A 14,689-nucleotide genomic window follows, 5' to 3' on the forward strand; every position below is an offset into this window, starting at 1 on the left:
TTGGGAAATTGACTAATCGTTCTCTTCGTTAATACTGTCTACTGCTTGATCAATCCATATAAGGAATTGATTTCTAAGCTTCTTGGCGTTTTTAATGACAACACCAAATAGAGCTATACAGAATACACCAACAATACTAAAACCTGCAAATGAAGGCCAAGAGAATATATAATTTACAAATAAAGCAAATGCTAATGCGAAGAAACTAAAAGCAAGTGTTAAAAAGGTCAATAAGATGACGGCCATCGCTAAAATTGCCAACATACCTGAAAGACCAGTTTTTAACTGAATAGTAAATAATTTCGCATACGTTTCAATCAGTTTCACAATAGACTGAATCACTTTGTCAAAGCGTTCTTTCTGAAACTGTTGTTCTTCTTCCGTAAAAATTCGACTTCTTAAAGATTTCCTTCCTGACATATCTTTTGTGGCCTTTCTAATTTTAGATAAAAAAATGAGAGGTTGATGTTTCTATTGTCAAAAATAGAAACTTCTAATTAAGATGAATAGGCTTGAAAGCATATTTATTCAAATTATTTTATCACAATAAAGTGATTCCGCTGTGGATGAAGGGGTGAACTTTCAATTTTCTTTCGGTTGTAAAATAGAATATTGATGAGTTCTGTTTGGTCTTCTAATGTATTTTTCTTTACTGAGATCGTGTCTATAATATCTTCATACTGTATGTAATACGTTTCCGTAGGATCGTTGATTTCTGACGTGAATATTCCTTTATAAGGAACTTTGCTTTTTAATGAATCACTAGAGACAATGTCATATTGAATATACTGTTTCTCCTTATTCTCCTTAATTCTGAAAATAGATAGATGTGAAATATGATTATTCTTTACCTCTTTTAATAAATTTTCGCCAAATTGATCATATAATTCAATTAAGATGTGGTCATCTACAAATGGAGCAGGTTCTTTATAAGAAAAGCTACAAGCATCCAAACAGATTAAGAACAGAGATAAAGGAATCGTATACAATAGTTTCTTCATATGTAGGTGATGGGTATTACATCAATATACAAAATCTTCGGTATTCAAAGGACAAACTTGCAGTGAGAAAAACATTTTTTCTATATATCGTTTTATTGTTTTCAATCTCCCAACTTGCTACAGCACAGCGTAAACTCCATCTTACTTTGTCACAAGGGCATGTGGGTGAAGTCGTTGATATGGCTTTATCAAATGATGCTAGGTTATTAGCAACAGTAGGAGAAGGTGGCGCTTTGAAAATATGGAACATCAATGAAAAGAGATTATTGGACACGTTTTACCCTCATACCTATGGGGTAGCGACTTTATGCTTTTCAGAAGATGCAAACTATATGGCTACGGCCGGAAAGGACCACTCTATAAAGGTATGGGACTTAAGTACCGGTGAAATGGTCTTTAATTACGATAACCTGCATGACGATGTTTTTAAAATGGAGTTTGTGCAGGAGTACTTACTCTTTATCACTAACGGTGGAGCGATCTATCGATTTGATTGGAATAATCAGGGTGATGCACCGGATGGTCAGGCAGTAAAGTCAGATTTTGGGAATTTTTCTGCAATCAAATATAACCCTCATGTAAAATGGTTAACTGCCGGTTATATGAACGGTAGTATATTGACTTGGAGAGGTTTTGATAAAGAAAATATTAGAAAGCAGTTACATACAGACTGGGTATCTGCCATCGATTTTATTGAAGAGGACTCATTAATTGTTACAGGATCATGGGATAAAACGATTAAAATTTGGGATATCAACAGCGATTCTATCCGTTCAGAATTGGCGTCGCCAGATGGGTTGCCTATCGTCGATTTAGTATATACGTCTTATTTCAAAATTCTATGTGTAAAAACGAAAAGTAACAAAATATACTTTTATGAAGTAAAAGGTGGTGTGATCAATCCGACGCCTGCAGGAGTGCGAGATGATTTTCTTTCAATGAAGTTTACTCAAGATGCTCGGCATGCAGCATTTACCCATAGTGATGGCTCTTTTTCAGTCTGGTCTCTTGAAAAACAAGGGAAATCAGTAGAAGATATTCGTTGGAAACCTATGAAAGGATACCCTGTTGATGGCTTTCTAAATGGTTTAAATGGAGCACTGACGTTTCTGACTTCTAACGGAAATATCCATTTATGGATTCCCAAAAAAAGAACAGTATCTATTGTAAAAAAAGCACATAGAGGAACGGGGGTAGCGTTGACATTTTCAGTAGAAAATGATGCTTATTTCACTTGTGGTACAGATAGTTTAATCAAACGCTGGGACCGTAAAGGAAACCTAGTAGATAGTGTGAAAATAAACTCAGTACCGACTTCAATAGCAGAAATACCTACGCGAGAAGAAATAGTTTTTGCAGATGAATCAGGGGATGTGTATTTATGGAATTCTGCAAAGGAAATTCTAGAGAAAGTATATGGACACCAAAGAGAAGTAATTAAAGTAGTTAATTCTAGAGATGGTAAATTATTAGCCTCGATCTGTAGTGATAGGACTTTGATTGTTTATGATATTGATGCCCATAAAGTTATTTTCGAGACTAAAATCCGAGATATATCATTGTATGATCTTAGCTTTTCAAGCAATGCCTCTAATTTATTGGTTTCGGGTAAGCATAATCTATTTCTATACGATATCGATAACTGGCAACTGAAAAAACAGAAAGAGTACAATGAAGGGGCTAATATTATTAAGAACTACCCTCATAATAATGGTTGGGTGATTAGTGATCTATCAGGTACAATTACCTTATGGGATAATCAGTTAGAGGAAGTATTAAATAAGTTCGATCAAAATTCGACACCTATAATAGAACTTTTACCCTATGATGATCAACCGTCACTATTTGCAATCAGAAGAAATATGACTTTTGAAATCTGGCAGACACAATTGGATGAACAGTTAGGAAAAGTAGCTGTAACAGAATCTGGTGATTGGGTATTAGAGCATAAATCAGGATTGTTTGATGTAGGCGATCTCAATATGGATAATATCTATTATGTATATGGAGAGGAAACTATCGATTTTGAACAACTAAGAGAAAAGTATTGGGAACCTGGTTTGGCTATTCAGCTTTTAGAAGGGAAATCACTTAGAAAAGTACCTCCTTTGAAAAGTGTAGATCTGTTTCCTAAAACAACAATTCAAGAATTGGAAAACTACTTTTGGATTGAAGTCATTGATAGAGGAGGTGGAGTTGGTACTATTAGCTTATATGTCAATAATAAAGAGGTGATTCATGATTTAGAAAAATCTGCTCAGAAAGCGTTTCTAAATGATGAATTGTACTATAAAGTAAAATCAGAAGATATAGCGAAGCATTTTATCAAGGGTAAAGAAAACAAGATAAAAGTAATCGCAACTAATTCTCAAGGAACGTTATCAGGAAGAGGGTTAACCTTAAATCATAAAGATGATACAGGGTTGGAAGAAAGAGAACCAACAATGTATGGTGTAATGGTGGGTGTTTCTGATTATAGAGGCAGATTAATGGACCTTAAATATGCGGCCGATGATGCCTCAGCAATAGCTACTTCATTGGAACTGGGTAGTGAGAAGTTGTTTGGAGTTAAAAACACCAACATTCAATTACTTACAACGGACAGTGATTCTTTACAGCCAACTAAAGAAAATATTAAAAATGCATTTAAGAAAATATCGGAAGAAGCATCAGCCTCGGATATTTTATTTGTGTTTTTGGCAGGACATGGAGCGGTACAGAAAAATCATAATGGAAAAGATGACTTTCACTTTCTAACGAAAGATATGATCAATAGTGATCTAACGGACCCAAATGTAAAAGAAAACTATACCATCAATGGAACAGAATTGATGCAATGGATACAAGATATACCTATTTCTAAACAGGTTTTTGTGATTGATGCTTGTCATGCTGGTTCTTTTTCTACGGAGTTGATTACTTCGAGAAATGATAACGAAGAAGGGATGAAAAAAAGAGCATTAGAAAGAGTGAGATCAAGAACAGGAATGTTTATGTTATCTGGAGCTTCTTCTGATAAAGTAAGTTATGAATCCAGCTTTTTGGAACACGGTCTTTTAACCTATTCATTATTAGATTATCTGAAAAGTGGAGACTTAAAAAATGGAAGGTTTATCGATGTTCAGGAGTTGTTTACTTATGCTGTAGAAACTGTACCGGAACTCGCTTCAGAAATGCAAGGAGAGCAACAGCCAGAATATAGAATGCCTTTAGGAGCTGGCAGTTTTTATATCGGCGAACTGGACGAGGAAGATAGGGATAACATTTCTTTATCATCACAAAAGTACCTGATCTCAGATATAGATTTGGAAGATGGAGGAACATGGGCAGATCAATTAGAGTTAAGTAAAGCACTTATTCAGCGATTAAATATAGAAAGCGAGTTGAAATCGTTGAATTTCAAATTTAGAAAAGGAGCCCAAGGTACTTCTACTTATAAATTAAGAGGAAAGTACAAGGTGGTAAAGAATACCATTACAGTAAAACTTCATTTGATCCATGAGAAAGAAGTGATTCAAAAGTGGCAAGTGAAGTCAAAAAATACAGAAGAATGTTTAAGAGAAATGATTCAACTTTTAGAAAACCATTTCTCAGAAAACTAGTCTAAAGGTAAGGTTAAGTGTATTTTGTCCTTTTGTTTATATGAAGTGAAGTGAATAACTTAAAGTTTCTAAAAACAACTAATCAACTATTTATACTGCAAATGACACTGACCAAGACTTTACATAATTTACCGTTTGCTGACAGATTAACTCAAAAAGATTTAGGACTTCTAGCCCAATTGGCTGAGCTAAAAAGCTACCAAAATGGAGAGGTCATTACCTTACAATTTGCGACTGCTGAAAAATTTTCAGTACTCTTTAGTGGTGCTGTAACTTATCATTTAAATGTCGGTGACCAAAGAGGGGCATTGGAAGTAGGGAAGAGCAAAGAAAAATGGACTCCGATTGGTTGGTCAGGATTTAGAGAACCTTATCGTTTTGCGACAACAGCAATAGCATCTGGAGAGACGAAAGTAATCCAGTGGGATAATAAAGAACTAAGAGCATTATTTGATCAACACCCTGAGATTGGGATGCATGTTTTGTCAAGTAGCTTAATGCTAAGCACAAGTTTGTTGAGTGATGCTAGAGAAGCATGGATGTCAGGTGCAGTGCCTTTAAATGCATCTGATTATCAAAATGCCATGTCCTATACTTCTTTTCAGGACAAAGGCCCTCATGAAAGTACTATGGATTTTTTCCGTCAAAGTGCATTTTTCAATCCGTTTGCCGATTGGCACCTTACCAAATTGGCTGAAGTAAGTAAAACAATACATTACCAAGCAGGTAGTAAATTGCTTTGCAAGGGGCAATTTTCAGATAAGTTTATGGTCTTAAAGAGTGGTAAGGTTGCGCTTAATTATGTGACCCAAAAAGGAGAATCGTTTACTTCAGATATTTTACAAGAAAGAGGTCAAGTGATCCTATGGAGTGGGGCCAGTTATGATCCTATTCCTAATAATATGGAGTTGATCGTATTGGAGTCTGTTGAAGTATTGGAGATCAATAGAATTGACTTATTAGTATTGTATAAAGAGTTTCCGACATTAGGAATGGTCTTTATGTACCGCTTACTGTGGTTGCTGGGTAGTGCATTGAAAGCGATTAGGGCACAGGTAATTACACAGACTTTTGACAGAGAATTATTAACGATACAGACGATGATCGAACAAGCAGGAGCCCAGATCTCAGTTTGTTCGGATTTATATAAATTACCTATTCTTTTAGCTGAGAAAGTAACTCAGGGAGATGCTTTTGATTTAATAGATAGATTAGCAGAAGAAGGAGAGAATATTGAGAAGAATTTAGCGAATCTATTTAGAAAGATCACAATGCCTTTAAGAAGAGAATTCTTATTTCTTGAGGGATTAAGAAGAATGACAGATCATGTGATTACAGCTCCCAAAGACATTTCGTCGGCCGAGTTGAGAAATCAATGTTCACAACTTTTTGAAAGAGCCGTATCATATGTAGATATTAAGATTGATGGACTAGAGAATATTCCGAAATCATCAGGCAATATTTTTATTTATAATCACTTACTCAATCATCCATATTATACTCTTCCCAATAGTTTTCAGATTACTTTGGATAGTCATTTTATTTCTATGCTATTGTATAAGTTTTATAAAGACTCAGGATTGAGAGTAGTGAGAATAGGAAAAGGGCCGGAGTATGGACACCAGGATTATTATAATAAATTAGGTCATCTTGGAGTAAAAACACAAGATTCTGATCCTACTCAACAAACTGCCGAGGAACGAAGACAAGTACGTAATGAGTTCTTTAAAGAAGCAGGGGACAAGTTGAGATCAGGAATGAATTTGATATTAAGTCCTGAAGGTACAAGTAGAGAAACGCAGCAATCTCCTGTAGATTTTAAGCCTGGAGCATTTATAATCGCTGAAAAATCACAAATAGATCCTTTAATTGTTCCAGTTGCTATTGCCTTTTTTGATAAGAGAATCAGTAAAACTAAATTGGGAGTCGTTATTAAAAAACCTTTTAGACTTTCAGAAGTAATAGATAAAGAGAAACCTTTTAAAGAGGAATTAAGATCTTTTTTAGAAAGGTATTCTAAAGAATATAGAACATACGTAGAAGAAGCTATAGAATTAGCAGAAAAACAATAGGCATGACAGCAGAAGAATTTCAGTTTTATAAAGAAGAAGGATTGCCGGAATTGGCAGAAAACATTGACAAACAACCTAAGATAGAACAACCCATAGTTTTTTATGGAAGTTCGTCTTTCCGATTATGGTCTAAAGTTAGAGAAGACCTACAATGCGATCAAATCTTAAATATGGGATTTGGTGGTTCTACCTTAGAAGCTTGTGCCTATTATTTTGAGGAGTTATTTGAGCAAATAAAAACACCCCAAAAGGTCTTTATCTATGCAGGCGATAATGATCTAGGCGGAGGAAAACAAGCAGAGGATATACTGTCTTATTACAATGATTTATATTCCAAAATAAGAAGTAGATATGGTAATGAGTTACCAATCATGTATTTATCAATAAAGCCGAGTCCAAGTAAAGACCATATTCAAGGTGAAATTGAAAAATCAAATGATTTGGTGAAGGAGAAGATTGTAGAACATGAAAATGTAACTTATATAGATATCTACCATCCAATGCTTGATGCAGAAGGAAAAAGTAGACCTGACCTTTTCGAAGAAGATATGTTGCATATGCGACCAGAAGGATATCAGATTTGGATTGATACCATTCAAGAATCGAAGGTTTTATAATAAAAAAACGGACATGAAAATACATCATGTCCGTTTTTGTTTATACTGCGATTTCAAATAATTCTCTTGCTTTTTGTGTGGCTTCAACCATCACTTCCAATGCTGCTTTTGTTTCTTTCCAGCCTCTTGTTTTTAGTCCACAATCTGGGTTGACCCAAAGTTGATCAACAGGAATTCGCCTTTTTGCTTTATTGATGAAATCGATAATATCATATTTTGAAGGAACATTAGGCGAGTGAATATCATACACTCCAGGCCCAATTTCATTCGGGTACCTGAAATCAGAAAAAGCATCAAGCAATTTCATCTGAGCCCTCGAACATTCTATCGTAATTACATCAGCATCCAAATTAGCGATATGCTGAATGATATCATTAAACTGAGAGTAGCACATGTGTGTGTGAATTTGTGTCGAATCGTTTACTCCACAACTAGAAATTCTAAAGGCATTTACTGCCCAAGTTAGGTATTCTTCCCATGCATCTTTTCTGAGCGGTAACCCTTCTCTTAAAGCAGGTTCATCAATCTGAATGACTTTAATTCCTGCCGCTTCAAGGTCAAGAACTTCATCTCTAATCGCTAAGCTGATTTGTTTACATGTTGTTTTTCTAGGTTGATCATCTCTTACAAACGACCATTGTAAGATTGTAATGGGTCCAGTCAACATTCCTTTTACTGGCTTATTAGTGAGAGATTGGGCGTAGGAGGTCCACTCAACTGTCATTGGCTTTTTTCTAGAAACATCACCAAAGATGATTGGAGGTTTTACACACCTCGAACCATAACTTTGCACCCATCCAAAGTTACTAAAAGTAACTCCTTCTAGTTGTTCCCCGAAGTATTCTACCATGTCATTCCTTTCAAATTCACCATGAACTAATACATCCATGTCAATCTGTTCTTGAAATAGAATAGCTTCTTTAATTTGCTCTTTTAAGAAAGTGTCGTATTCATTTTTGGTGATTTTACCTTTGATAAAAAGGTTGCGTTGCTGTCTCACCTCTTTAGTTTGAGGAAATGACCCTATTGTAGTAGTAGGTAGTAGTGGTAACTGCAGTATATTTTTCTGTATTTCTTTTCTTTCTTTAAAAGGACTCGATCGAAGTGCATCAGTGTCTATCAAGGTGTCCACTCTATTTTTTACTTCTTGATGATGCACCTGATCAGAATCCTTTCTAGATTGAATGATTTCTTGATTTTTAATAAATAATGGATGGGTGTAAATATTTCCACTTTCAACAATTTCTTGTAGCTCTTTCAGTTCTTGTAATTTTTGTTTTGCAAAGCTTAACCAAGGAACTATAGATTGATTTATTTTGGTAGATGTTTCTTCTAGTTCCAAATCATAAGGAACATGTAATAACGAGCAAGATGTACTGATTTCAATTCTTTCCTTACCAACAACATCTATTGCAGAGGAAATAAACTGAAGGGATTTCTTAAAATCATTCTTCCAGATATTTCTTCCATCAACAACTCCTAACGACAGCGTTAAACTATTGTTTAAGTATTGTGATGATAAGACATCTTTTAATTGTTCTCCACAACGAGTTAAATCTAAATGAAGTGAGCTAAGTGGTAATTGAAGAATAGTTGGTAGGTAATCGCCATAGCAATCGAAAAAATTAACAACGCACACATTAACTTCTGGAGCTCTTTTTTTGAACTCATTATAGACCGTTTTTAAGGCAAAATTGATTTCCTCATTATAATCTTTTGCTAAAATTGGTTCATGAAACTGAACTTCAGTAGCACCTAAGTCACATAATTTATTTAAAAGTTTGATGTACTCTTCTTTCAGTTGGTGGATGAGTTCAAGTCTATGGAATCCTTGCTCTTTTTCTTTCCCTAATAATAGAAAACTTAATGGTCCAACAAGAGTCACCTTAGTATCTATTCCTAGGGCTTTAGCTTCGGCGTATTCTTGGACTGCTTTGGGGCTTTCTGAGAGTTTGAAATATGTTTTCTTATAGAATTCTGGTACGATATAATGATAATTGGTATCAAACCATTTGGTCATTGACATAGCGTTGATATTCAATTTATTATCCTGGTATCCTCTTGCTAAGGCAAAATACTTTTGTAATGGACTAAGGTGATGAATAGGCTGAAAACGCTTGGGAATACAGTTAAAGTCAACGATCAAATCTAGAACTTGATCATAGAAAGAAAAGTCGTTGGAGGTAGGTTGCTCCACAAGGTTTTCCTTCTGAATGTTCCAATGTTCTGCTTTTAATTCAGAAGCGACGGTTTGAAGTTCCTGTTCATTAATTTTCCCAGCCCAAAATTGCTCATTTGCTTTCTTAAGCTCTCTTTTTTTACCGATTCTAGGGTAACCTAATGTTGTGATTTTCATAGTATAATTAGTTTTAAACTGAGAGCAAAGTTATATTTGCAAAACTTTAAAACTGTTATCTCATATAACATTCAGAAATCAAAACTTATTTGGCGGGGACGAAGGGAAAATTAATCTTAATTTGCTCAAAATAACCACCCATAAAAGAAAAAATAACTATGAACGAACTAGACCAGATGGACTTAAAAATCCTGAGATTACTCCAATCTGATGCTAACATTACTAACAAAGAAATCGCAAGACGAGTACATTTATCTACGACACCTGTATATGAAAGAATCAAAAAACTAGAGAAGGGCGGATTTATTCAGAAATATGTTGCTGTATTAGATAAAGAAAAGCTGGATAAAGGATTGATCGTATTTTGTAATGTGACTTTAAAAGAGCATACAAAAAACATTGGACATCAATTTGTCAATGAAATTACTTCCTTGGATGAGGTAGTGGAGTGTTACAACATTTCCGGAGATTTCGATTTTCTATTAAAAGTAATAGTACAAGATATGAAGGCATATCAGGATTTTGTCTTGAATAAATTAGGAGAGATAAAAAACATTGGTAGTGCACACAGTACATTTGTGATGAGCGAAATAAAGCAATCATTTAATGTGCCGATATAAAAAATAAAAAAAGGATAGCTTAATGCTATCCTTTCTTTTTGTACAATGACTATTCTCCCTTGTTAAAGTAGTTAGGATTTTGTTGTAGAAATGTTTCCGCATCTTCTGGAGACATTCTGAATTTCTTCATAAGCTTTTCCATATCAGCAGTAATCACTTTCTTCGGAGCAGCTTTTCTTCTAGCAGATGTAGCTCTTTTCTTTGTCTCCTTGTTTTTCTTTTCTCTAGCAACAGATTCTTCAACTTCAGAGGTTACTACAGATCCACCACTTCCATCACATCTAACTAAATGTGATACAAATTCTGAATCTGGGATTCTACCCTTACATCTTGGACAGGTTCTCGTAGACATACTTAAGAATTAATGATTTGATGAGTGTCTGCAAATATAAGTGATATTTTAAGGAAAATACGCCTCAAAATCTTCAACTTTAGAATCATTCAATAAATTGATTTTTATATACAATTTTTTAGATCTCAATTTTGATTTTTGATCTATTGGACCTACATCTTTTGCTACAGTATTGCACCTCATCCCAAATGCTTTTCCATTTTTTTCTCCATGAGAAAGGACGGCCACAAACTTTGCAAACTTTAGAAGGTAGATGTTGTTTTTTCATGTTGGAACGATTAAACCAAAACTTGCATTTCTTTTCTTACCTTTTTCCAGAATTTAAAGAAAGATGTGTGATAACCTTTTACCGAAGAAATCCATTCTCTTTGTTCTTCGACTCCTTCATATAAATTCGCTAGTGGGTGTTCTTTATAATAAACAGTACTTTCACCAAGTAAAGGTTTTAATTCTCTAAATTCACCTACGAATATTTGAATCCCTTGTATGTTCTTGCTAAGATTCAAAATGAAGTCCATGACTTTATTGCTTATAGGATACTCGTTAAAATGAGAAGGTTCAAGAAGTAGGATCCTATTGGCAGAAATATGATTGTTCCATTTAGGATCCAGTTGGTAGCTATTGTATATTAAAGTAGGAAGGCTTTGGTCTATTATTATTTCATCACTGTCTGGTAATTCAGTATGTAATTCGAGTGACTGACTTTCCTTTAGAGACTGAGGAATTTCAATGTCATTCAAATGATCATAAGTAGTATCTAAGTAAGTGTTTAACTGATCGGAATGTGTATACTTATTAATATTGGATTGGTTAGCAAAATACTTTTTATTAGCATTGGCCCCAGCAACCCATTGCCAGCTTAAAGCATTACTTGCCCAATCTCCATCTAATAAATGATAGTACATCCATTTTGCTGGTAACCACCAGTGAGACTGGCTTATATTACAGGTAACCATTGCAATATACATACGCATATGGTTGTGCATGTACCCAGTGTTATATAACTCTTCTACTCCTTTATCAAGTGCATGGATTCCACTATTTGGAGTAACAATATTTTTTGGAATTCCATAGTGAGCAACATTTTCCTGGGCTCTTTTTAGGTCTTTATTAATTTGATCATTTTTCTCTATCCAGATCAATTGCCAATAGTCTCTCCATGCTAACTCTTGGATAAACTTTTCGATGTGATAAAAGTCGTACCCTTTTTTCATCATTAACTCAAAGACGTATTTTGTAGATATCACTCCTCTGGAAATGTATGGAGATAAATAAGAAACATGCCCGTCGATATAATTTCTTGTCGCTCCGTATTTTACAGGAGAAAATCGCTCAATTCGTTCAATGATCTCTTCGTATGTGGTTGGAAATAGCATTACAAATAGTGATTTTATTTTTCTTAACCTTTTCATTATTAATTAGTTGATCACTATTTTGTTTATAAAAATGGAAGAAATTGAAACATTATTATTAAATCAACGTCTTTTATTCTTAAACATTAATTAATCATGAAGTATATAAACACTAAATGAAAAATGAGTTTATAAAGTCAAACTAATCATTAGCTATAAAATGTATCAATAAAAAATGTGGAAGTCGATTAGGAGTATTTTAACCAATCACAAACTAGAGGATAAAAAAGTACTAGAGGAATTGGTTTATCAACTGAAACAGCAAAAGTTTAAAAAAGATAAGCAGTTAAAGGAGATAAAATACAACCACAAATTAATTCTTGATAAAGTCCCTGTTATTCAAAAACAGATAACTAAAGAGACTTTTGAATTAAAATCAAGGTTATCAAATAATGATCGATCTTCAGTACTTTTGATACAGGATAACATTGCTAGACTTAATAAAGAAAAGGAAAGTTATGATCAGTTAAGTGATCAGTTACAACATGAGATTACTGTTGTAGAAAGGCAAGTTTTCATTTTGAAACTGCAGATTGAAAAGATCGATTTTCAGGTTCTTCTATTAAGAAATAAAACAGATGATAGTTTTGATTTAGATGACTTTATGGGTGCTGTACAGGATATCGAACTTATGGATTATAACCATGATCTGACGTCCTTGGAAATTGACTTGGCATTAGAAAATTCGCCACAAGAAGAAAAGAATGAATCTAAAATTTCAGATTTCTTCGAAAAAGATACAGCTAACAAGGAGCACATGACTTCAATGAAGGATGAAGTAGAGTTAAAGCAAAAGCTTCAAAACTTCTTTAATACAGAGAGTGAAAAAGAAGATATAAAACATATTAAACTAAATAAACGTATTGCAGACTTCTTCCATCAAGAAGGAGAAAGCAAGTCAAATGATATAGAAAACAAAATAGACTCTTTTTTTAAGAACAAATCTTCGGACCAACAATCCAAGATTGATTCGTTCTTTAAAAAATAGGTCCAATTCATTGCGGAAAAACTAATTATAAACTCTTGTTACAGGGTTTAACGATTTAATTTTTTTTACTTACTTATAATACATCAATAATGAGCGTTACACTCACAAAAAAAACTGGCATTTCTCTTAAAAAAGGTAGTAGCATTTCTCTTATTAAAGATGAAGGGAACGCCATTGACTACTTAAGAGTTGGAGTAAACTGGGGAGCAATTGAAAAGAAAACATTTTTTGGTTTATTGAATACAAACTTACCTGTAGATCTTGATGCTAGTGTTACAGCATTTGATCATAATATGAAGGAAGTTTACACAGTATATTACAATAAACTAAGATCTACAGATGGTGCAATTATCCATTCTGGAGATGATTTAGATGGTGATATCGGAGGAGATGATGGTTACGATAATGAAACAATTCAATTAGAATTGGATAGAATAAACAAGAATGTCAGCCAAGTATTTTTATACTTGAATTCTTATCAAAAACAGGATTTTGCAGATATTCCATTTTCACAAGTGAGAATTTATTCAAGAGAAGATCAGATAGCTCACTTCGATCTATCGTCCACGAAAGAATATGCAGGACGTGTTTCTATGTTAATGGGGAGGTTGTATAAAATAGGCCATAATTGGAAGTTTGAGGCGATCGGACAACCTATTGCAGCTTTGGATATCAATGAGACAATTCAGCATATTCAAAGAAACTATTAAATAGATTTATTCTCATTTTGGGCTGAAAAACAATTCCCCTGAATGAAAAGTTATAATTATACGATGTTAATAAATTAAGATTCCAAGTTATCAAATTGTAGATAATGGAAAATTATTGAGTTGGAATAAAAATTATTTAATTTCGTTTGACATTTTAAATCAATTACTGAAAAGTTAAGCGACCAAATTCTATTAAATAACTGGTATGGTAGAATGGTTTTGCAATTACATTAATAATTACATCAACAAACATCTTATTTCACATTAGTATTATGGCTATCAATCTAAAAAAAGGGTCACAATTTAACCTGACCAAGGAGAATACCTCTTTAGACAAAATAATGGTGGGTCTTGGTTGGGACATGCATCTTATTAAAACGATAGACTTAGATGCATCTGTTTTTATGGTAGGACCAGATGGTAAGTTGCCTGCAGATGAGTTTTTTATCTTTTTCAATAATTTAAAATCACCCGACGGTAGTGTAGAACATACGGGTGATAACCGTACAGGTAAAGGAGATGGTGATGATGAAATGATATTGGCCAACCTATCAAGTATTTCAGAAGAAGTGACTGAGTTGATTTTTGTAGTATCAATTCATAATGCAGAAATTTTACATCAACACTTCGGAATGTTGGAAAACGCTTACATAAGAATCGTTGATATCGATACACAAAGAGAAATCTTAAAATATAAACTCGAAAGTAAAAACTTCAAAGGTGTAACGGATATGGAGTTTGGTCGATTAGTAAAAAGAGGAAACGATTGGACTTTCCATGCTTCAGGTAATGGAACAAAAATCGGTTTACAAGGATACGTTGATCAATACGCTTAAGAAGAAAATGTATTTATAAAGTGAAGCCAACTGAGTTGATCTCGGTTGGCTTTTTTTATTTCTTGAATTTTTTTCATGCATTAAATACATAAAAATAACCTCATTTTATATGTTCTGAATCTA

The 14,689-nt window shown here is 33.8% G+C and carries 13 protein-coding genes; 7 read left to right on the forward strand and 6 right to left on the reverse strand.

The features are described from left to right. Window positions 1-12: 12 nt before the first annotated feature. Complete coding sequence (locus QL232_RS12450; protein ID WP_168881904.1) at window positions 13-420, reverse strand: phage holin family protein; 408 nt, start codon at window positions 418-420, stop codon at window positions 13-15. Between the two features lie 113 nt (window positions 421-533). Then, complete coding sequence (locus tag QL232_RS12455; RefSeq protein WP_281614355.1) at window positions 534-1,001, reverse strand: hypothetical protein; 468 nt, start codon at window positions 999-1,001, stop codon at window positions 534-536. A gap of 62 nt (window positions 1,002-1,063) precedes the next feature. Between QL232_RS12455 and QL232_RS12460 the strand changes: the two genes are divergently transcribed. The 3 genes from QL232_RS12460 to QL232_RS12470 all read left to right on the forward strand — a co-directional run bounded on the left by QL232_RS12460 (window position 1,064) and on the right by QL232_RS12470 (window position 7,292). After that, on the forward strand, window positions 1,064-4,603 hold the full coding sequence (locus tag QL232_RS12460) for a caspase family protein (protein WP_281614356.1): 3,540 nt from the start codon (window positions 1,064-1,066) through the stop codon (window positions 4,601-4,603). A gap of 101 nt (window positions 4,604-4,704) precedes the next feature. Continuing rightward, a complete protein-coding gene (locus QL232_RS12465) occupies window positions 4,705-6,675 on the forward strand; it encodes a 1-acyl-sn-glycerol-3-phosphate acyltransferase (protein ID WP_281614357.1) in 1,971 nt (656 codons plus the stop codon). A gap of 2 nt (window positions 6,676-6,677) precedes the next feature. After that, window positions 6,678-7,292: a GDSL-type esterase/lipase family protein gene (locus tag QL232_RS12470; RefSeq protein ID WP_281614358.1), complete on the forward strand. Its 615-nt coding sequence runs from the start codon at window positions 6,678-6,680 to the stop codon at window positions 7,290-7,292. 40 nt (window positions 7,293-7,332) lie between these two features. Here QL232_RS12470 and metE read toward each other — a convergent pair whose 3' ends face one another. Further along, a complete protein-coding gene (gene metE / locus QL232_RS12475) occupies window positions 7,333-9,648 on the reverse strand; it encodes a 5-methyltetrahydropteroyltriglutamate--homocysteine S-methyltransferase (RefSeq protein ID WP_281614359.1) in 2,316 nt (771 codons plus the stop codon). Between the two features lie 158 nt (window positions 9,649-9,806). On the opposite strand from metE, the gene QL232_RS12480 reads away from it, so the two are divergent. Next, entirely contained in the window at window positions 9,807-10,268 is a 462-nt protein-coding gene (locus tag QL232_RS12480) for an Lrp/AsnC family transcriptional regulator (protein ID WP_168881898.1), read from the forward strand. A gap of 49 nt (window positions 10,269-10,317) precedes the next feature. Here QL232_RS12480 and QL232_RS12485 read toward each other — a convergent pair whose 3' ends face one another. The 3 genes from QL232_RS12485 to QL232_RS12495 form a co-directional block, all read right to left on the reverse strand. Then, window positions 10,318-10,620, reverse strand: coding sequence for a hypothetical protein (locus QL232_RS12485; RefSeq protein ID WP_281614360.1), 303 nt, complete (start codon window positions 10,618-10,620; stop codon window positions 10,318-10,320). A gap of 118 nt (window positions 10,621-10,738) precedes the next feature. Further along, on the reverse strand, window positions 10,739-10,888 hold the full coding sequence (locus QL232_RS12490; RefSeq protein WP_281614361.1) for a DUF2256 domain-containing protein: 150 nt from the start codon (window positions 10,886-10,888) through the stop codon (window positions 10,739-10,741). 10 nt (window positions 10,889-10,898) lie between these two features. Beyond that, a complete protein-coding gene (locus tag QL232_RS12495) occupies window positions 10,899-12,032 on the reverse strand; it encodes an FAD-binding domain-containing protein (RefSeq protein WP_281614362.1) in 1,134 nt (377 codons plus the stop codon). 175 nt (window positions 12,033-12,207) lie between these two features. Here QL232_RS12495 and QL232_RS12500 point away from each other — a divergent pair, with 175 nt between their 5' ends. The 3 genes from QL232_RS12500 to QL232_RS12510 all read left to right on the forward strand — a co-directional run bounded on the left by QL232_RS12500 (window position 12,208) and on the right by QL232_RS12510 (window position 14,566). Then, on the forward strand, window positions 12,208-13,020 hold the full coding sequence (locus QL232_RS12500; protein ID WP_281614363.1) for a hypothetical protein: 813 nt from the start codon (window positions 12,208-12,210) through the stop codon (window positions 13,018-13,020). 89 nt (window positions 13,021-13,109) lie between these two features. After that, the gene (locus QL232_RS12505; protein ID WP_281614364.1) at window positions 13,110-13,730 is read left to right on the forward strand and encodes a TerD family protein; all 621 of its coding nucleotides are present in this window, start codon (window positions 13,110-13,112) and stop codon (window positions 13,728-13,730) included. Between the two features lie 272 nt (window positions 13,731-14,002). After that, window positions 14,003-14,566, forward strand: a complete 564-nt coding sequence (locus QL232_RS12510) for a TerD family protein (RefSeq protein ID WP_281614365.1) — start codon at window positions 14,003-14,005, stop codon at window positions 14,564-14,566. Window positions 14,567-14,689: the final 123 nt, after the last annotated feature.

Source organism: Flammeovirga sp. SubArs3 (genome assembly GCF_947387565.1).
GTDB lineage: Bacteria > Bacteroidota > Bacteroidia > Cytophagales > Flammeovirgaceae > Flammeovirga > Flammeovirga agarivorans.

What these genes read in the sequence shown, in the direction of transcription:
- QL232_RS12495 (WP_281614362.1), bottom strand. Translation starts at nt 12,032, where the DNA reads ATGAAAAGGTTAAGAAAAATAAAATCACTATTTGTAATGCTATTTCCA.
- QL232_RS12465 (WP_281614357.1), top strand. Translation starts at nt 4,705, where the DNA reads ATGACACTGACCAAGACTTTACATAATTTACCGTTTGCTGACAGATTA.
- metE (WP_281614359.1), bottom strand. Translation starts at nt 9,648, where the DNA reads ATGAAAATCACAACATTAGGTTACCCTAGAATCGGTAAAAAAAGAGAG.
- QL232_RS12505 (WP_281614364.1), top strand. Translation starts at nt 13,110, where the DNA reads ATGAGCGTTACACTCACAAAAAAAACTGGCATTTCTCTTAAAAAAGGT.
- QL232_RS12480 (WP_168881898.1), top strand. Translation starts at nt 9,807, where the DNA reads ATGAACGAACTAGACCAGATGGACTTAAAAATCCTGAGATTACTCCAA.
- QL232_RS12485 (WP_281614360.1), bottom strand. Translation starts at nt 10,620, where the DNA reads ATGTCTACGAGAACCTGTCCAAGATGTAAGGGTAGAATCCCAGATTCA.
- QL232_RS12510 (WP_281614365.1), top strand. Translation starts at nt 14,003, where the DNA reads ATGGCTATCAATCTAAAAAAAGGGTCACAATTTAACCTGACCAAGGAG.
- QL232_RS12450 (WP_168881904.1), bottom strand. Translation starts at nt 420, where the DNA reads ATGTCAGGAAGGAAATCTTTAAGAAGTCGAATTTTTACGGAAGAAGAA.
- QL232_RS12470 (WP_281614358.1), top strand. Translation starts at nt 6,678, where the DNA reads ATGACAGCAGAAGAATTTCAGTTTTATAAAGAAGAAGGATTGCCGGAA.
- QL232_RS12490 (WP_281614361.1), bottom strand. Translation starts at nt 10,888, where the DNA reads ATGAAAAAACAACATCTACCTTCTAAAGTTTGCAAAGTTTGTGGCCGT.
- QL232_RS12500 (WP_281614363.1), top strand. Translation starts at nt 12,208, where the DNA reads ATGTGGAAGTCGATTAGGAGTATTTTAACCAATCACAAACTAGAGGAT.
- QL232_RS12455 (WP_281614355.1), bottom strand. Translation starts at nt 1,001, where the DNA reads ATGAAGAAACTATTGTATACGATTCCTTTATCTCTGTTCTTAATCTGT.